Raw genomic sequence first — 17,866 nt, forward strand, 5'->3', positions numbered from 1 at the left:
GGACTGGCGGGCGGTGCGGCTTGCCCCCTGGGGCTTCGCTTTCGCACTCTGGCGCGCTGTCAGTGCCGTCGTTCAATGATTCAAATTATACATGGGGTTTTCCCCAGTGCAAGGAAAATTTGTACTGCGAAATGCAATTTCGTATTGCGGAAAGAAAAACGTGACGCACCAGACAGAGCATTTCGATTAGAAATCAATGACTTACGAAAAATCAAGGCATGTCATTGAGCTGTCATACTAGAGGAAACCCTCAGATTTCATAGGGATTTGGGCGTCAGCAACCCAAGCCGGGCGATGCCATATACTGAGAATTGCAAGATTCGAGATCATGCGCCTGTGATCGGAAGCACACAATATAAACGACAGGAACGAACAAAATGGAATGCAAAGTGACATGGATGGGTGCCGACGGCATGAGCTTCGTGGCCCAGACCGGCAGCGGCCATATCGTGGCGATGGACGGTGCGCCCGACGGCGGCGGCCATAACCTGGCACCGCGGCCGATGGAGATGGTGCTGCTCGGCACCGGCGGCTGCACCGCCTATGACGTGGTGCTGATCCTCAAGCGCGGCCGCCAGGACGTTTCCGGCTGCAGCGTGCAGCTGCAGGCCGAGCGCGCCGGCGAGGACCCCAAAGTCTTCACCCGCATCAACTTCCATTTTGTGGTGACCGGCAAGAATCTCAACCCCGCCACGGTCGAGCGTGCCATCAAGCTGTCGCACGAAAAGTACTGCTCGGCGTCGATCATGCTGGCCAAGACGGCCGAGATCACGCACACGATGGAAATCGTCGAAGCCTGAAAGGAAGATGCAGACCCGGTACGCCGTGGTGGCGCCGGGTCATGCCGGAAGAAGAAGCAAAGCAGGCCGATAAGCCGGATTCTGTGCGCCCCGCCCGCCTTGCGGCAAACGGTGCGTGACAACCATTCCTCTAGGCCGGCTGTTACCAGCCGGCTCCAGCTCCCTACCCGCAGACTCAGCGGGCCGCTTCATCGCCTGCCTATTTGGGATTGCTCCAGGTGGAGGTTACCGCGTTTCACCCTTCCCGCCGGGCGAACCCGGCGGCAAGACTCGTCTCTGTGGCCCTATTCCGCACGTTGCCGTGGATGGCTGTTAGCCAACACCCTGCCCTGTGGAGTCCGGACTTTCCTCCCCCTGCACCTTGCGGTGCAGGCAGCGGTTGCCTGGCCTGCTTTGCGGCCCGCAGTCTAACACCGATTGGCGGCGCCTTCAGCCGGCGCGCCGTCCTGGGCGGAACACAGAGGTATCGGCGTAGAAGCCAGGTTCGGCGTTATCGTCGCACCAGCCCGGAATGCCCATCACCGGCAGCGGCGCAAAACTGCGCCCGCCGCGCAGCGCGCCAGCCTGGGCCGCAGCGGCAAGGGATTGCGCCAGCATGACGTCCAGCCACGGGCCTGCCGCCTGCTGCGGCGCCAGCGGCAGCACCCATGCATGGGCAGTGACCGACTTGTACGGCTGCACCAGTTTTTCGAGTAGCGCATGGCCGAACGGCACCACCGTGCAGGCCCTGCCCCACGCCGGCCTGGATTCGACCAGCAGCCGCTGCCACGCAAACCCCTTGAGCGCATCCGCCAGGTCCTGGTCGGTGCTGACAAACAGCACCGCATTTTCGTCGAACAGGGTCGCCGCATCGCGCACGCTGCCGCGCGTGGTCTGCACGCCTTCGCGCGCAATGACCTCGGCCTGGATCTGGTTGAGCACGCGCTTGGCTTGCGGGAAATGCAGCCAGGTCAGCGCGTTGAAGAAATCGTGGAGATTGTCGCGGGTCGGGATCTCGCCGGTGGCATGGATATGCGCCTCATAGGCGCTGCCTTCCGGCAAGGCATGCTGGGCAATGAAACGCAGCGGCAGGCCGCGGGCATTGCACAGGCGGAGTTGGGCTGCATGCGCACTTAGCAGCGCGCGCAGATCGGCGCCGCCCTGCACCGCCGCAGCGAGCGCGGCACCCTGCGCAGCAAACAGCTGGAACCACGGCCGGGACCAGTCGATCCCGGCCAGCGCGGCGACGAAGGGCTCGTCGCCCGCTTGCGCCTGCATGGGCAAGGCCGCAGCAGGGTTTAGCGGGCCTTCCAGCGCAGCGTCTCGCCGCCGCGCAGCGGCACCAGCGTGGTGTCGCCATAGGGCAGCTCGGCCGGCAGTTCCCAGTCCTCGCGCTCCAGCGTCAGCGTGCCGGTGTTGCGCGGCAGGCCGTAGAAGGCCGGGCCGTTGAAGCTGGCAAAGGCTTCCAGCTTGTCCAGCGCGCCGGCGGCGTCGAAGGCCTCGGCATACAGCTCCATCGCATGCAGCGCGGTATAGCAGCCGGCGCAGCCGCAGGCGTGCTCCTTCAGCCCGCGCGCGTGCGGCGCGCTGTCGGTGCCCAGGAAAAAGCGCGGGCTGCCCGAGACCGCGGCCGCCACCAGGGCCTCGCGATGGGTCTCGCGCTTGAGCACCGGCAGGCAGTAGTAGTGCGGGCGGATGCCGCCGGTGAAGATGGCGTTGCGGTTGTAGAGCAGGTGGTGCGCGGTGATGGTGGCGCCGACCGGGCCGCTGGCGTCGCGCACGTATTCGGCGGCATCCTTGGTGGTGATGTGCTCGAACACCACCTTCAGCTCTGGCATGTCGCGGCGCAGCGGCGTCATCACGCGGTCGATAAAGACGGCTTCGCGATCGAAGATGTCGATGCTGGGGTCGGTCACCTCGCCATGCACCAGCAGCGGCAGGCCCGCGCGCTGCATCGCTTCCAGCGCCGGGTAGCAGCGGCGGATATCGGTCACGCCGGCGTCGCTGTTGGTGGTGGCGCCGGCCGGGTACAGCTTGACGCCGTGCACAAAGCCGCTGGCCTTGGCCGCGGCGATCTCTTCGGCCGTGGTGTTGTCGGTCAGGTACAGCGTCATCAGCGGCTCGAACTGCAGGCCGGCCGGCAGCGCCGCCAGGATGCGGGCACGGTAGGCCTGCGCCTGCGCCACCGTGGTCACGGGCGGCTTCAGGTTGGGCATGATGATGGCGCGTGCGAACTGGCGCGCGGTGTCGGGCAGCACGGCGGCCAGGGCCGCGCCGTCGCGCAGGTGCAGGTGCCAGTCGTCCGGGCGGGTGATGGTGAGCTTCTGGGTCATGGCTAGCTTGGGCCTGCCGCGGCGGCGGCTGGCGTTCGTCGAAATCAGAGAATCAGGATGGCGCGGTAGTCGTTCACATTGGTGCGCGTCGGGCCGGTGACTACCAGGTCGCCGATGGCATCGAACAGGCCCCAGGCGTCGTGCGCGTCCAGCTGGCGCAGTCCCGGCAGGCCGGCGGCCGCGGCGCGCGCCAGCGTGGTCGGATCGGCCAGCGCACCGGCATTGTCTTCCGAACCGTCGATGCCGTCGGTGTCGGCTGCGATCGCATGCACGCCGGGCATGCCGTCAAGCTCGACCGCCAGCGACAGCAGGAATTCGGAGCAACGCCCGCCCCGTGCCTTCGTGGCGCCACCGCCGGCAGGCAAAGTGACCGTGCACTCACCTCCGGAAATCAGCGCCACGGGCGCGGCAAACGGCGCATTGTACGCGCGAATCTCGCGCACCAGCGCGGCGTAGACGCGGGCCACTTCGCGCGCTTCGCCGGTCACGGTATCGCCCAGCACCACCGGGGTGATGCCGCGTTCGCGGAACAGCGCCGCGGCCGCCTGCAGGCTGCCATGGGCAGTGGCGATCATGCGGTGGTCGACCCGGGCGAACAGTGCATCGCCCGGCTTGGGCGTCTCCGGCACGTCGCCGCGGGCGCCGCGCTCCAGGTGTGCCTGCACGCTGGCCGGCACCTGCGCGCCCCAGCGGCGCAGGATCTCCAGCGCATCGGCAAAGGTGCTCGGGTCGGCCACGGTCGGGCCCGAGGCGATCGCACTGGGATCGTCGCCGGCCACGTCCGAGACGATCAGCGTGGTCACCGGCGCACGGCTTGCCTGCGCCAGCCGCCCGCCCTGGATGCGCGAGACATGCTTGCGCACGATATTCATCTCGGTGATCGGCGCGCCACAGCGCAGCAGTTCCCGAGTGGCGGCCTTCAGGTCAGCCATCGGGATGCCTTCGGCCGGCAGCGACAGCAGGCTGGAGCCGCCGCCTGACACCAGCACCAGCAGCCGGTCCTGCGGCGTCAGCGACCGCACGCTGGCCAGGATATCGGCGGCGGCCTGCTCGCCGGCCTCGTCGGGCACCGGATGGCCGGCCTCGATCACGCGGATATGGTCGGTCGGCAGCCCGTGGGCGTAGCGCGTGACCACCAGCCCCTCCAGCGTGGCCTTGCCAGCGTAGGCACGCTCGACCGCCGCGGCCATCGACGCCGCGGCCTTGCCCGCGCCCACCACCAGCGTGCGGCCGCCCGCGTGCGGGGGTGGCAGGTGCTGCGCCACGATCTGCAGCGGATCGGCCGCCGCCACCGCCGCGTGGAAGCTGTCCAGCAGCAAGGCGCGGGGATCGCCCGCGACCGCCGCGCTCACAGCGCCTCCGCGATAGCCAGGCCCAGGTCGGCAGTGCCAGCCTTGCCGCCGATGTCGCGCGTCAGCGGCGCGTGTTCGGGGCCCGCGGCCAGCACCTTTTCGATCGCGCCCAGTACGGCGGCGCCGGCTGCTTCATGGCCCAGGTGCTCCAGCATCATGGCGCCGCACCAGATCTGGCCGATCGGGTTGGCCACGCCGCGCCCGGCAATATCCGGGGCCGAGCCGTGCACCGGCTCGAACAGGCTGGGAAAGGTGCGGTCGGGGTTGATATTGCCCGACGGCGCGATGCCGATGGTGCCGGTGCAAGCCGGGCCCAGGTCGGACAGGATGTCGCCGAACAGGTTGCTGGCCACCACAACGTCGAACCAGTCCGGATGCTGGACGAAATGCGCGGTCAGGATGTCGATGTGGTACTTGTCGACCTTGATGCCGGGGTAGCTGGCCGCCATCGCCTCGACGCGCTCGTCCCAGTACGGCATGGTGATCGAGATGCCATTGGACTTGGTCGCCGACGTCAGGTGCTTCTTCGGCCGCTTCTGTGCCAACTCGAAGGCAAACTTCAGGATGCGGTCGACGCCGGTGCGGCTCATCACGGTTTCCTGCACCACGATCTCGCGCTCGGTGCCCGGGAACATGCGCCCGCCGATGCTGGAGTATTCACCCTCGGTGTTCTCGCGCACCACATAAAAGTCGATATCGCCAGGCTGGCGGCCGGCCAGCGGGCTCCTGATGCCGGGCATCAGCCGCACCGGGCGCAGGTTCACGTACTGGTCGAACGAGCGCCGGAACTGCAGCAGCGAACCCCACAGCGAGACGTGGTCAGGCACGGCATCAGGCCAGCCCACCGCGCCGAAGTAGATGGCGTCGTACTTGACCAGCGTGTCGAACCAGTCGTCCGGCAGCATCTTGCCGTGGCGGGCGTAGTAGTCGCAGCTGGAAAAGTCGAAGTGGTCCCACTGGAAGTCGATGCCGAAGCGCCGCGCCGCGGCGTCCATCACGCGGATGCCCTCGGGCATGACTTCCGTGCCGATTCCGTCTCCGGGAATCACGGCGATCTTGTATTGGCGCATGGTTATTGGGGAGATACGTGCAGGATGGCCGGTCGCCGCGCGCGGCCGGCCGACGCTGCTTGGCAGCGGCCCGGGTGCGCGGGATAATGTCTGCATTCTATTGCAAAGCGGCAGCCCGCTGCCGACCGGTACCCCGATATGTGCCAGCTGCTAGGCATGAACTGCGCCACGCCGACCGACGTGACGTTCTCCTTCACGGGCTTTGCCGCGCGTGGTGGCCTGACCGACCATCACGCCGACGGCTTCGGTGTGGCCTTCTTCGAGGACAAGGCCTGCCGCCTGTTTATCGACAACCAGTCCGCCGGCACCTCGCCGGTGGCAGACCTGATCAAGCGCTACCCGATCAAGTCCAAGAACGTCATCTCGCATATCCGCAAGGCCACGCAGGGCACCGTGCTGCTGGAGAACTGCCACCCCTTCATGCGCGAGCTGTGGGGCCGCCACTGGATCTTTGCCCATAACGGCGACCTGAAGGGCTTCACCCCGTTCCTGTCCGGCGTCTACCAGCCAGTGGGCGATACCGACAGCGAACTGGCCTTCTGCACGCTGATGCAGGGCCTGCGCAAGCGCTTCCCGGGTTCGCAGCCGCCGCTGAACGAGCTGTGCCATGCGCTGGCCGACATCACCCGCGAGATCACGCTGCATGGCGTGTTCAACTACCTGCTGTGCAACGGCCAGGCCCAGTTCGCGCACTGCTCCACGCACCTGTACTACATCGTGCGGCAGTGGCCGTTCTCGACCGCGCACCTGATCGACGCCGACCTGTCGATCGACTTCGCCCAGGTCACCACACCGGACGACCGCGTGGCGGTGATCGCCACCCAGCCGCTGACCGACAACGAGACCTGGACCCGCTTCGCCCCGGGCGAGCTGATCATGTTCGAGGACGGGCACCCGACCATGACGCTGACGGTGCCGATCCCGCCTGAAGTGCAGGCGAAGAACGCGGCCAACACGGCCTGCACCTGAGCCATCGGGAACGAAAAAAGGGACGCCGAGGCGTCCCTTTCTGCTTGCCCTGCCAGGCCGGTCAATGATGCAGGATCTTCGACAGGAACTGCCTGGCGCGCTCGGAGCGGTGTTCGATATTGCCGAAGAACTCCTCCTTCTCGCAGTCCTCGACGATCTTGCCCTGGTCCATGAAGATCACGCGGTTGGCCACCTTGCGCGCGAAGCCCATTTCGTGGGTCACGCACATCATGGTCATGCCTTCCTGCGCCAGCTGCACCATCACGTCCAGCACTTCGTTGACCATCTCCGGGTCCAGCGCCGAAGTCGGCTCGTCGAACAGCATGCAGATCGGGTCCATCGACAGCGCACGGGCGATCGCCACGCGCTGCTGCTGGCCGCCCGACAGCTGGCCGGGGTACTTCTCCGCCTGGCTCTTCAGGCCCACGCGGTCCAGGTACTTCAGGCCCTTGGCCATCGCCTCGTCCTTGGAGCGGCCGAGCACCTTCATCTGCGCGATGGTCAGGTTCTCGGTGATCGACAGGTGCGGGAACAGCTCGAAGTTCTGGAACACCATGCCCACGCGCGAGCGCAGCTTGGGCAGGTTGGTCTTGGGATTGCCCACCGAGGTGCCGTCGACCAGGATATCGCCCTTTTGGAACGGCTCAAGCGCGTTGACGGTCTTGATCAGCGTGGACTTTCCCGACCCGGACGGGCCGCATACCACCACCACTTCACCCTTGGCGACCTTGGTGGTGCAGTCGGTCAGCACCTGGAAGGCGCCGTACCACTTGGAGACATTGTTGATTTCGATCATACAGCCACCTTTTTCTGGTAACGCTTGACCAGCAGCGAAGCGGAGAAGCAGATAACGAAGTACACCACGCCGGCGAACAGCAGCATCTCGACGATGCGGCCGTCACGTTCGCCGATGCCGTAGGCCTGGCCGAAGAAGTCGGCCAGCGCGCTGACGTAGACCAGCGACGTATCCTGGAACAGGATGATGCCCTGGGTCAGCAGCAGCGGCACCATGTTGCGGAACGCCTGCGGCAGGATCACCAGCCGCATCGACTGGCCATAGGTCATGCCCAGCGCCTGCGCCGCGAACATCTGCCCGCGCGACACGCTCTGGATGCCCGCGCGGATGATTTCCGAGTAGTACGCGGCCTCGAACAGCGCAAAGGCCACCAGCGCGGACGTCATGCGCAGGTCGGTCGCCGGCGACAGGTTGAACAGGTTCTGCAGCACCTGCGGAATGATCAGGAAGAACCACAACAGCACCATCACCAGCGGGATGGAGCGGAAGATGGTCACGTACCCCTGCGCAAACCAGTTCAGCAGCCTGAACGACGACAGCCGCATCATCGCCAGGATGGTGCCCCAGACGATGCCCACCACCACCGCGGTGACGGTGATCTTGAGCGAGACCATCATGCCCTCGCCCAGGACCTCGAGCGTGGCAGGGGTGATGGAAGTGAAATCGAAGGAATAAGCCATGGCGCCCCCTTACTTGCCGCCGATAAAGCCGGGCACGCGCGTGCGGGCTTCCACCCAGCGCATGATCAGCATCACCGTCACGTTGATCAGCGCGTACATCAGCGTGACCGCGATGAACGATTCATACGGGCGCGCGGTGTAGTCCACCAGTTGCCGGCCCTGCGCCGCCAGTTCCAGCAGGCCGATGGTCGAAGCCACCGCCGAATTCTTGAAGATGTTCAGGAATTCGGAAGTCAGCGGCGGCACGATCACGCGGAACGCCATCGGCAGCAGCACGTGGCGGTACGTCTGCGGCAGCGTGAAGCCCATCGCCAGGCCGGCATTCTTCTGCCCGCGCGCCAGCGAGTTGATGCCCGAGCGCACCTGCTCGCAGACCCGCGCGGCGGTGAAGGTGCCCAGGCACAGCATGGCGGCCAGGAACTGCTGCGCGAACGGGTTCATCTGCTTGATCGCCTCGCCACCGGGCAGCAGCTCGGGCGCGACGAAATACCAGATGAACAGCTGCACCAGCAGCGGGATGTTACGGAAGATTTCCACATAGGTGGCGGCGATGCCCGCCAGCCACTTGTTGGGCACGGTGCGCAGCACGCCGAGCACCGAACCGATGACCAGGGCGATGACCCAGGACGAGAGTCCCAGGGCGAGCGTTACCTTCAGGCCCGAGATCATCCAGTCCAGGTAGGTCTCGTTCTGGGCGGCCTGTTCGAGGAAAACTGCCCAATGCCAGTTGTAGTTCATGTTGCGTCCTCAAAAAGAAACGGAAGGACATGCCTTCCGTTTCACACTGCTGTCAACGGCAGGTCAGTCCAGCGCCTTGTCGTTCGGCGTCTTGAACAACGCCTTCATGTCTTCGGACAGCGGGAAGTCCAGGTTGAGGCCCTTCGGCGGCACCGGCGTCATGAACCACTTGGTGTACAGGGTGTTGATCGAACCGTCCTTCATCATGCCGGAGATCACGGTATCGGACAGCTTCTTGAACTGCGGATCGTCCTTGCGGATCATACAGCCATAGGACTCGCGCGATTGCGGCTTGCCCACCACGATCCAGTCGGCCGGGTTCTTGGCCTTGGCGCGCTCGCCGTACAGCAGCGCGTCGTCCATCATGAACGCGACCGCGCGGCCCGATTCCAGCGTCAGGAACGACTGGCCATGGTCCTTGGTGCTGATGATGTTCACGCCCAGCTTCTGGTCGTCGTTCATCTTGCGCAGCAGGCGCTCCGACGTGGTGCCGGCGGTGGTGACGACGTTCTTGCCCTTCAGGTCGGCCCAGTCCTTGATGCCGGCGTCCTTCTTCACCATGATGCGCGTGCCGATGATGAAGATGGAGTTGGTGAACCCAACCTGCTTCTGGCGCTCCAGGTTGTTGGTGGTGGAGCCGCACTCGATGTCGATGGTGCCGTTCTGCAGCAGCGTGATGCGGTTCTGCGAGGTGATCGGGATTTCCTTGACCTGCAGGTTCGGCAGCTTGAGCTGGTCCTTGATGGCTTCCACGATCTTCATGTTGATATCGTAGGAATAGCCAACCTGACGCACGCCGCCCAGGTTGTAATTGAACGGAATCGACGACTCGCGCACGCCCAGCGTGATGACGCCGGTGTCCTTGATCTTCTTCAGCGTGCCCGTCAGTTGTTCAGCTGCCTGTGCCGTCCCGCACATCACGCCCCCGGCAATCATCAGGGCAGCCAGCTTGGCGAAATTCATAACATCTCCTTGACCATGAAGAGAAAGCGGGATTCTAGAGATAAAACCCCCACTGGTGAAACAGTATTGCGCAGCATCCGCCGCAATACAACTGGGTTTTCTCCTAGAACCCCACTTCAGGGCAATCACTGCGCACGGCGTCCGGATACGACAACGCGGTCTCCGGCGCTTGCCGGAGACCGCGTCTGACGGTCATGAGCCATGGGGAGCGGGACGATTATTGCATTGCACCATGGCAGTGCCTTATCCCGTTTCCCGTGCCCGGATCAGGGATACAGGCCGCGCATCTCGCGCGCCTGCAGGATCCGCGTACAGGCCACGATAAACGCCGCCGTGCGCAGCGTCACCTTGTTGTCCTGTGCCACTTGCCAGATTGCCCGGAAGGCTTCTTGCATGATCCGTACCAGGCGCTGGTTGATTTCTTCCTCGGTCCAGAAAAAGCTGGAGAAATCCTGCACCCATTCGAAGTAGGACACGGTCACGCCGCCGGCGTTGGCGATCACGTCGGGACAGACCAGGATATTGCGCTCGCGCAGGATATCGTCGGCTTGCGGCGTGGTCGGGCCGTTGGCGCCTTCAATCACCAGCTTTGCCGTGATCTTGGGCGCGTTCTGCACCGTGATCTGGCCTTCCAGCGCGGCCGGGATCAGGATGTCGCAGTCGACTTCCCAGAACTGCTCGGTGCGCAGGACTTCGCCGCGGAAGCCTTCGATGGTGCCGCTGTGCGAGGCGTATTCCATCATCGCCGGCACGTCCAGGCCGGCCGGGTCGAACAGCGTGGTGCGGTGGTCCTGCACCGCCACCACCTTGGCGCCGGCCTCATGGAACAGCTTGGCCGCCACCGCGCCCACGTTGCCGAAGCCCTGCACCGCCACGCGCGCGCCCTTGATCTCCAGGCCGATATTGCGCGCGGCCTCGGAGCCGACCACGAACACGCCGCGGCCGGTGGCTTCGTGGCGGCCGAGCGAGCCGCCCAGCGAGATCGGCTTGCCGGTCACCACGCCGGTGGCCGTGCTGCCGGAGTTCATCGAGTACGTGTCCATCATCCAGGCCATGACCTGGGCGTTGGTGTTCACGTCCGGCGCCGGAATATCCTTGCTCGGCCCGATGATGATGTTGATTTCGCTGGTGTAGCGGCGCGTCAGGCGTTCCAGCTCGGCGTGCGAGAGCGTGCGCGGATCGACGCGGATGCCGCCCTTGGCACCGCCGTAGGGCACGTTGACCGCGGCATTCTTCACCGACATCCAGGCCGACAGCGCCATCACCTCGGACAGGGTCACGTCCTGGTGGAAGCGCACGCCGCCCTTGCCCGGGCCGCGCGACAGGTTGTGCTGCACCCGATAGCCCTCGAAATGGGCAATGGTGCCGTTATCCAGTTCGATGGGAACGTCGACGATCATCGCGCGCTTGGGGCGCTTGAGGGTTTCGACCCAGCGTGCCAGCGAGCCCAGGTAAGGCGTGACACGGTCGACCTGCTGCAGGTAGATGCCCCAGGGGCCGAGATGGTCGGCATTGAGGTAAGACGGGAGTGCGTGCTTTTGGCCAGCAATATTGGTCGGTGCTGCGGAAGACATCGGTTGGTTCCGGTGTGAAGAATGCCCGCAAGCTTAGGGCTGGCGCCCCGCCCGAATCCAATGCCGTTTGCTCATCCGGTCATGCAAAACCTGCATAACGTTGTCATCTGGCGGAAACCGGGGAGCCGGCCGGCTGGGCGGACTGGGCCGCCGACAAGGTCGACCACACCTGGTCGACCAGCTGGCGCTTGCGCCGTGCCCCGGCGCGGCGTTCGTTGCCGTTCTCGCCCGGGCGCTCGCGGTACAGGCGGATTTCCATGTCGATCGACAACGGCAGCCCGCGCGCCGACTCGGCCCGCACCAGCCGGCCCGCGGCCACGTCCTCGCGCACCGCGCTTTCGGGCAGGAAGGCCATGCCGTGGCCGGCCAGCGCCATCACCTTGAGCGCCTCGGCCATGTCGGTCTCGTAGCATTTGTCGAGCTTGAGCGCCTCGGAGGTGTCGGCCAGCAGCAGGTCGACCATGCGGCCGAGGAAGGCGTTGGGCGTGTAGCTGAGGAAGGGCACCGGCTTCTTGTCGGTGCCGGGCAGCCGGAATTGCGGCTTGCCGGCAGCGTCCGGCACGCTGTAGGGCGACAGCCGCTCGGTACCAAGTACCAGCATGTCGTACCGGGCCGGATCCAGCTGGATCGCCTGGCGCGCGTGGTGGTAGACCATCACCAGGTCGCAGCCGCCCTCCACCAGCATCAGCACCGCGTCGTGGACGTTGAGCGCGCGCAGCCGGCACGGCAGCGTGCCGATCCTGCGCTCCAGCGCCTTGAGCCATTCCGGGAAGAAGGTCAGCGACAGCGTATGCGGCACCGCGAACTCCAGCACCTGGGCGTTGGCCGAGCGCTGGCCGCGCATCAGCGCACGGGTCTCGCTGACCTGCGCCAGCATGGCCAGCGCCTGCTCGTAGAACACCTTGCCGGCCGGGGTCAGGCTGGTGGGGTAGCTCGAGCGGTCGATCAGCTCGGTGCCGACCCACGCCTCCAGCGACTGGATGCGGCGCGAGAACGCCGGCTGCGTGACGTGGCGCAGCTCGGCCGAGCGCGAGAAGCTGTGCGTCTCGGCCAGGCTGACGAAGTCTTCAAGCCATTTGATTTCCATGACGCGGATTATCCACCCGCGCCCGGGCCTCCGTCACCTGTCCGGCGGCAAGCCGTCAGCCACGATGCGCCCAGCCGGTCATGCGCTTCTCGACCACCGCAAACAGCTCGTACATCGCCATCGCCATCACCGCGATCACCACCAGCCCGGCAAAGGCCAGCGGCATCTTCATGGCCGAGCCGGCCGACACCAGCAGGTAGCCGATACCCTCGTTGGCGGCGTTCATCTCCGACACCGTGGTGCCGACAAAGGCCAGCGTGATTGCCACCTTCAGCGAGGCGAAGAAATACGGCATGGCGCGCGGCAGACCGACCTTGAACAACACGTCGCGCCGTTTGGCGCCGAGCACGCGCAGCACGTCCTCCAGTTCCGGCTCCAGCGTGGCCAGCCCGGTGGCGATATTGACCATGATCGGGAAGAACGAGATCAGGAACGCGGTCAGGATGGCCGGACCCGCGCCCAGGCCGAACCACACCACCAGGATCGGCACGAAGGCGGCCTTGGGCAGCGCGTTGAAGGCCGTCATCAGCGGATAGCTGGCGGCATAGAGCAGCCGTGACGAGCCCATTGCCAGCCCCAGCAGCACGCCCACGGCGATGGCCACGCCGAAGCCCACCATGGTGGTCCAGAAGGTGCGCCACGCATGGCCGGCGATCACGTCGGCATATTCCACCAGCGAGGCCACGATCGCCGATGGTGTCGGCAGGATAAAGTCGGACACGCCGAAGGCCATGCACGCGCCCTGCCACAGCAGCAGCACCGCGGCCAGCAGCAGCCAGGGCGCCACGCGCTGCACGCGGCGCTCCTGCGCGGAAGTGAGAGTCATCATGGTAGCTTTGCCTCAGTGTTGGCGCACATGGCCGATCTTCTCGCGCAGCACGTGCACCAGGTCGGCAAATGGCTCGGTATAGGTCAGTTCCAGGTCGCGCGGGCGCGGCAGGTCGATCTCCTTGCGCATCAGGATGCGACCCGGGCGCTGGCTCATCACGTAGACGGTGTCGGCCAGGAACACGGCCTCGCGCAGGTCGTGCGTGACCAGGATCACGTTGAAGCGCTGCGCCTGCCACAGGTCGCGCAGCACGCACCAGAGCTCCTCGCGCGTAAAGGCGTCGAGCGCGCCGAAGGGCTCGTCCAGCAGCAGCATGCGCGGCTCGTGGACCAGCGCGCGGCAGATCGAGGCGCGCTGCTGCATGCCGCCGGACAGCTGCCACGGGTACTTGTCCTCGTAGCCGGCCAGGCCCACCGTATGCAGCAGCTTGCGCGCGCGCTCGACGTACTCGTCGCGACGTGCGCGCAGGGTGGAGCGATATGGTTCGACGATCTCCAGCGGCAGCATCACGTTGTCCAGCGTGGTGCGCCACGGCAGCAGCGTGGGCGCCTGGAAGGCCATGCCGACCTGCTTGAGCGGGCCGGTCACCTTCTCGCCGGCAATCCTCACGACGCCGCGCGTGGCCGCCTTGAGCCCGGTCGCCAGCTTCATGAAGGTGGACTTGCCGCAGCCGGACGGGCCGACGATGGCAATGAACTCGCCCGGCGCCACCTGCAGCGAGATGTCCTCGACCGCGAACTCGCCCTTGTGCGCGAGCTCGTCGTTATAGGCCAGCCAGACCCGGTTGAAATCGACAAAGGGTTCCGCGGCCGCGGGCGCGGCGCTCCCGCCGGAGGCGGGCATGAAGGCAGCCTGGCGCGTCATCATCGCAGCACATCCAGTTCGGCCGCGCTGGGCAGGAACGCGTCGGTCCACAGGGCATCGGGGTTGATGCGGCCCTTGGTGCCGAAGGCATCGGCCACCTGCGAGGCCATCAGCGACAGGCGCGGCTCGCTGACGCGCCCGAAGCCCTCGGCCTTCGCGTCCGGCGACTTGACCACGCTGTCCAGCGCCAGCTTGAGCCGGCGCACTTCCAGCTTCTCATCGATGATGCCGTCGCGCGCCTTGACCGCCTTGATGCCCTCTTCCGGCCGCGCGATCACGTCGCGCGCCGACTTGCTGAAGGCGCGCAGGAAGGCCTTCACCGCCTCGGGGTTCTTCTTCATGAAATCCTCGGAGGCGATCACCGCGTTGCCGTACAGCTTCACGCCGAACTGCGGGTACGGCAGCACCACGATGTCTTCATCCTTCACGCCGCGCGCGTTCAGGTTCAGGATCGATGTGAACGAGAACCCGGTGATGGCATCGAGGTCGCCGCGCGTGAGCATGGTCTCGCGCAGCGTCGGGTCCATTGCCTGCCAGTTGAACGAGGACGCCTGCAGGCCGTTGGCCCTGGCGAAGATCGGGAAGGCGCGGCGGCCGGCGTCGAACACCGGCGCGCCCATGCGCTTGCCGGCGAGGTCCTTCGGCGCGCGGATGCCGGACTTCTTCAGCGCGAGGACGGCGGCGGGCGTGTTGTTGTAGACCATCATCACGGCCACCGGCTTGTTCTTCGCGTCGGGGTTGTTGCCGTAGAACTCCATCACCGACGACATATCGGCGAAGCCCATGTCGTACGTGCCCGAGGCCACGCGGTTGACCACGTTGCCCGAGCCGTTGCCGGCATCGATCGAGACGTCGAGCTTCTCGGCCTTGTAGTAGCCCTTCTGCTCGCCCAGCAGGAACAGCGCCGCCGGCCCTTCGAAGCGCCAGTCGAGCTGGAAGCGGACCTTGGTTGGTGCAGCCTGCGCGTGGGCCGCGCCGGCGAACTGTGTCGACAGCACCAGGCTGGTGCCGATCATCACGCCGAGCTTCAGCAGGCGGCGCCGTGCCGCAGTGCGGGACGCGCGCGTGCCGGTATGTTCATGGTTCTCGGCGGCAGCAGCGCAAACGCCGGGGGACGCTAGCGCAGCGTGGAAATGAGGCATGGAAACTCTCCGTTGATCGTGATCTCGGAGGGATTCGTCCGCAAGGGACGTGCCAGGTTTTTCAGCCCCGTTTCAGGGCGTGCCCGCAAGCGATTGCCGAACCAAAAGTGTGCGAGGCGATTGCCGCAGCGCCATCGTCGGCAATGATTGTCGACAATGCCCGCCGCCCCTTGGTGCATGCGGATACAGGAGAATGCAGTCCCGTCAGGCGTCCTGCGTGGCGTCGCCCACGTCGAGTGCCAGCGCATCCGCGCCCACGGCTTCGCCGCCCTTGGCGGCGGCGCGCGCCTGGATGTCCCACATCTCGGCGTAGCGGCCACGCGCGCGCATCAGCTCGGCATGGGTGCCGCGCTCGACGATGCGGCCGTGGTCCATCACCAGGATCTGGTCGGCATGCACGACGGTGGACAGCCGGTGCGCGATCAGCAGCGTGGTGCGGTTCTGCGCCAGCCGCATCAGCTCGGCCTGGATCGCCTGCTCGGTGCGTGAATCCAGCGCCGAGGTGGCTTCGTCGAAGACCAGCACCGGCGGGTCCTTCAGCAGCGTGCGCGCGATCGCCACGCGCTGCTTCTCGCCGCCGGACAGCTTCAGGCCACGCTCGCCCACCGGGGTCTCGTACCCCTGCGGCAGCTCGCGGATGAAGCTGTCGATCTGCGCGGCGCGCGCGGCGGCGATGACCTCGTCGCGGCTGGCGTCTGGCCGGCCGTAGGCGATGTTGTAGAAGATGCTGTCGTTGAACAACACCGTGTCCTGCGGCACGATGCCGATGGCGCGGCGCAGGCTGTCCTGCGTGATCGCGCGGATGTCCTGGCCGTCGATCTCGATGGCGCCGCCGTTGACGTCGTAGAAGCGGAACAAGAGCCGCGCCAGCGTCGACTTGCCCGAGCCGCTGTGCCCGACCACCGCGGTGGTGGTGCCCGCCGCGATGGTGAAATCCACGCCATCCAGGATCAGCCGGTCCGGCTCATAGCTGAAGCGCACGTCGCGGAAACGCACCTGCGCGCCGCTGACCTGCAGCGGCTGCGCGCCGGGCGCGTCGGCCACCTCCTGGTTGGTGCCCAGCAGCACGAACATGCGGTCCATGTCGGTGGTGGCCTGCTTGATCTCGCGGTAGATCACGCCGAGGAAGTTCAGCGGGATATAGAGCTGGATCATCAGGGTGTTGACCAGCACCAGGTCGCCCAGCGTGAGCTTGCCGTCGACCACGCCCACGGTGGCGCGCCACAGGATCAGGATCAGCCCCAGTGCGATGATGGTCTGCTGGCCGAAGTTCAGGAACGACAGCGAGTTCTGCGAGCGGATCGCCGCGGTGCGGTACTTGCGCAGGTTCTCGTCGTAGCGCTGCGCCTCGTACTCTTCATTGCCGAAGTACTTGACGGTCTCGAAGTTGAGCAGCGAATCGATCGCTTTCTGGTTGGCGCGCGAATCGAGCTCGTTCATGCGGCGGCGGAAATGCGTGCGCCATTCCGTCACCACGATGGTAAAGACGATATAGCCCACCAGCGCGCAGCCGGTGATGGCCGCGAACCAGATGTCGTAGTGCAGGATAAAGAAGCCGATCACCAGCCCCATCTCGACCAGCGTGGGCAGGATGCTGTACAGCGAGTACGAGATCAGCGACTGGATGCCGCGCGTGCCGCGCTCGATGTCGCGGCTCATGCCGCCGGTCTGCCGGTCCAGGTGGAAGCGCAGCGACAGCGCATGCAGGTGTCGGAACACCTGCAGCGCGATCTCGCGCACGGCGCTCTGCGTGACCTTGGAAAAGAGCATCTCCCGCAACTCGGTGAACAGTGTCGCCGACAGCCGCAGCAGCCCGTAGGCGACGATCAGCCCGACCGGCACGGCCAGCAGCGCGCGCGGATCGCCCGGCTGCAGGTTCATGCTGTCGATCAGCTGCTTCATCAGCACCGGCACGCCCAGGTTGGCCACCTTGGCGGACACCAGGCACGCCAGCGCCAGCATCACGCGCCACTTGTAGTGCCAGACATAGGGCAGCAGGTTGCGCACCGTCTGCCAGTCGCTGCGGGGCGCGCGCTGACCGGGAAAGAGCGTGTTTGAAGCAGGAGCGGGGGCCGGCTCGGCGGTCGTGGAATAGCGGCGCATACGTTAGAATTCGGGCCAATGCGCGATTGTCGCAGAGTTCGCATTACGTGGCAGGCGAAGGGTCTTTCGCCGCGCCCCGCCTCCTTCCGCAGTCCACCACACACCGTCATGAACGCTCCCCACACCGTCCCCGCCCTGCCCGCCGGCAAGAATCCCGCTCTGCGCGTGGTGCCCATGCCCGCCGACGCCAATGTGCACGGCGACGTGTTCGGTGGCTGGATCATGGCGCAGGTGGATATCGCCGGCTCGATCCCGGCGGTGGAACGCGCCCAGGGCCGCGTGGCCACCGTCGCGGTCAACTCCTTCCTGTTCAAGCATCCGGTGTTCGTTGGCGACCTGGTCAGCTTTTATGCGGACATCGTCAAGACCGGCCGTACCTCGATCACGGTGTCGGTCGAGGTCTACGCGCAACGGATGCGCCACAGCAATGAGATCGTCAAGGTGACGGAGGCCACGCTGACGTATGTGGCGACGGATGAATCGCGGCAGCCGCGGATGCTGCCGTCGGCTTGAAGGGATAAGCCAGCGCTTGCTGGCTGTTTTCTCCCCTCTCCCGCGAGCGGGAGAGGGGAGAGAACAAGCGGGAT

The 17,866-nt window shown here is 65.9% G+C and carries 17 protein-coding genes and 1 other RNA gene; 3 read left to right on the top strand and 15 right to left on the bottom strand.

What is annotated here, in order from left to right; all coding sequences use genetic code 11:
* Positions 1-377: 377 nt before the first annotated feature.
* Positions 378-800 carry an OsmC family protein gene (locus tag AC3WRR_RS14750; RefSeq protein WP_010813908.1) on the top strand — a complete coding sequence of 141 codons (423 nt, stop codon included), beginning with the start codon at positions 378-380 and terminating at the stop codon, positions 798-800.
* A 54-nt stretch (positions 801-854) separates the two neighbouring features.
* On the opposite strand, the gene rnpB is transcribed toward AC3WRR_RS14750, so the two are convergent.
* The 5 genes from rnpB to AC3WRR_RS14775 all read right to left on the bottom strand — a co-directional run bounded on the left by rnpB (position 855) and on the right by AC3WRR_RS14775 (position 5,534).
* An RNA gene (gene rnpB / locus AC3WRR_RS14755) (RNase P RNA component class A) lies at positions 855-1,195 on the bottom strand.
* 34 nt (positions 1,196-1,229) lie between these two features.
* The gene (locus tag AC3WRR_RS14760) at positions 1,230-2,057 is read right to left on the bottom strand and encodes a DUF3025 domain-containing protein (RefSeq protein WP_454749232.1); all 828 of its coding nucleotides are present in this window, start codon (positions 2,055-2,057) and stop codon (positions 1,230-1,232) included.
* A gap of 20 nt (positions 2,058-2,077) precedes the next feature.
* Positions 2,078-3,112, bottom strand: coding sequence for a dihydroorotase (gene pyrC, locus AC3WRR_RS14765; protein ID WP_011614536.1), 1,035 nt, complete (start codon positions 3,110-3,112; stop codon positions 2,078-2,080).
* A 44-nt stretch (positions 3,113-3,156) separates the two neighbouring features.
* Positions 3,157-4,464, bottom strand: coding sequence for a glycerate kinase type-2 family protein (locus tag AC3WRR_RS14770; protein ID WP_492297323.1), 1,308 nt, complete (start codon positions 4,462-4,464; stop codon positions 3,157-3,159).
* A complete protein-coding gene (locus AC3WRR_RS14775) occupies positions 4,461-5,534 on the bottom strand; it encodes a tartrate dehydrogenase (protein ID WP_010813912.1) in 1,074 nt (357 codons plus the stop codon). The genes AC3WRR_RS14770 and AC3WRR_RS14775 overlap by 4 nt, the downstream gene beginning before the upstream one ends.
* Before the next feature lie 138 nt (positions 5,535-5,672).
* On the opposite strand from AC3WRR_RS14775, the gene AC3WRR_RS14780 reads away from it, so the two are divergent.
* A complete protein-coding gene (locus AC3WRR_RS14780) occupies positions 5,673-6,503 on the top strand; it encodes a class II glutamine amidotransferase (RefSeq protein ID WP_010813913.1) in 831 nt (276 codons plus the stop codon).
* A gap of 61 nt (positions 6,504-6,564) precedes the next feature.
* Here the strand turns inward: AC3WRR_RS14780 and AC3WRR_RS14785 are convergent, their stop codons facing one another.
* From AC3WRR_RS14785 to AC3WRR_RS14830, 10 genes are all read right to left on the bottom strand, one after another.
* Positions 6,565-7,299, bottom strand: a complete 735-nt coding sequence (locus tag AC3WRR_RS14785) for an amino acid ABC transporter ATP-binding protein (protein WP_010813914.1) — start codon at positions 7,297-7,299, stop codon at positions 6,565-6,567.
* Complete coding sequence (gene gltK, locus AC3WRR_RS14790) at positions 7,296-7,979, bottom strand: glutamate/aspartate ABC transporter permease GltK (RefSeq protein ID WP_010813915.1); 684 nt, start codon at positions 7,977-7,979, stop codon at positions 7,296-7,298. The genes AC3WRR_RS14785 and gltK overlap by 4 nt, the downstream gene beginning before the upstream one ends.
* 9 nt (positions 7,980-7,988) lie before the next feature.
* The gene (locus AC3WRR_RS14795; protein ID WP_010813916.1) at positions 7,989-8,717 is read right to left on the bottom strand and encodes an amino acid ABC transporter permease; all 729 of its coding nucleotides are present in this window, start codon (positions 8,715-8,717) and stop codon (positions 7,989-7,991) included.
* A 63-nt stretch (positions 8,718-8,780) separates the two neighbouring features.
* The gene (locus AC3WRR_RS14800) at positions 8,781-9,680 is read right to left on the bottom strand and encodes a glutamate/aspartate ABC transporter substrate-binding protein (protein ID WP_010813917.1); all 900 of its coding nucleotides are present in this window, start codon (positions 9,678-9,680) and stop codon (positions 8,781-8,783) included.
* A 266-nt stretch (positions 9,681-9,946) separates the two neighbouring features.
* Positions 9,947-11,254, bottom strand: a complete 1,308-nt coding sequence (locus tag AC3WRR_RS14805; protein ID WP_010813918.1) for a Glu/Leu/Phe/Val family dehydrogenase — start codon at positions 11,252-11,254, stop codon at positions 9,947-9,949.
* 103 nt (positions 11,255-11,357) lie between these two features.
* Positions 11,358-12,341 (bottom strand): LysR substrate-binding domain-containing protein, encoded by a 984-nt coding sequence (locus AC3WRR_RS14810; protein WP_011614535.1) that lies wholly within the window; start codon positions 12,339-12,341, stop codon positions 11,358-11,360.
* Positions 12,342-12,396: 55 nt separating this feature from the next.
* Positions 12,397-13,170 carry an ABC transporter permease gene (locus tag AC3WRR_RS14815; protein ID WP_010813920.1) on the bottom strand — a complete coding sequence of 258 codons (774 nt, stop codon included), beginning with the start codon at positions 13,168-13,170 and terminating at the stop codon, positions 12,397-12,399.
* Between the two features lie 12 nt (positions 13,171-13,182).
* Positions 13,183-14,037: an ABC transporter ATP-binding protein gene (locus AC3WRR_RS14820; RefSeq protein WP_010813921.1), complete on the bottom strand. Its 855-nt coding sequence runs from the start codon at positions 14,035-14,037 to the stop codon at positions 13,183-13,185.
* Positions 14,034-15,176, bottom strand: a complete 1,143-nt coding sequence (locus AC3WRR_RS14825) for an ABC transporter substrate-binding protein (protein ID WP_011614533.1) — start codon at positions 15,174-15,176, stop codon at positions 14,034-14,036. Before AC3WRR_RS14825 ends, AC3WRR_RS14820 begins: the two co-directional genes overlap by 4 nt.
* Positions 15,177-15,380: 204 nt before the next feature.
* On the bottom strand, positions 15,381-17,279 hold the full coding sequence (locus AC3WRR_RS14830) for an ABCB family ABC transporter ATP-binding protein/permease (RefSeq protein ID WP_010813923.1): 1,899 nt from the start codon (positions 17,277-17,279) through the stop codon (positions 15,381-15,383).
* A gap of 108 nt (positions 17,280-17,387) precedes the next feature.
* Between AC3WRR_RS14830 and AC3WRR_RS14835 the strand changes: the two genes are divergently transcribed.
* Positions 17,388-17,792 (top strand): acyl-CoA thioesterase, encoded by a 405-nt coding sequence (locus tag AC3WRR_RS14835; protein ID WP_037025319.1) that lies wholly within the window; start codon positions 17,388-17,390, stop codon positions 17,790-17,792.
* The last annotated feature ends 74 nt before the right edge of the window (positions 17,793-17,866 follow it).

It is taken from the genome of Cupriavidus sp. FW305-3-2-15-C-LB2 (assembly GCF_058787575.1).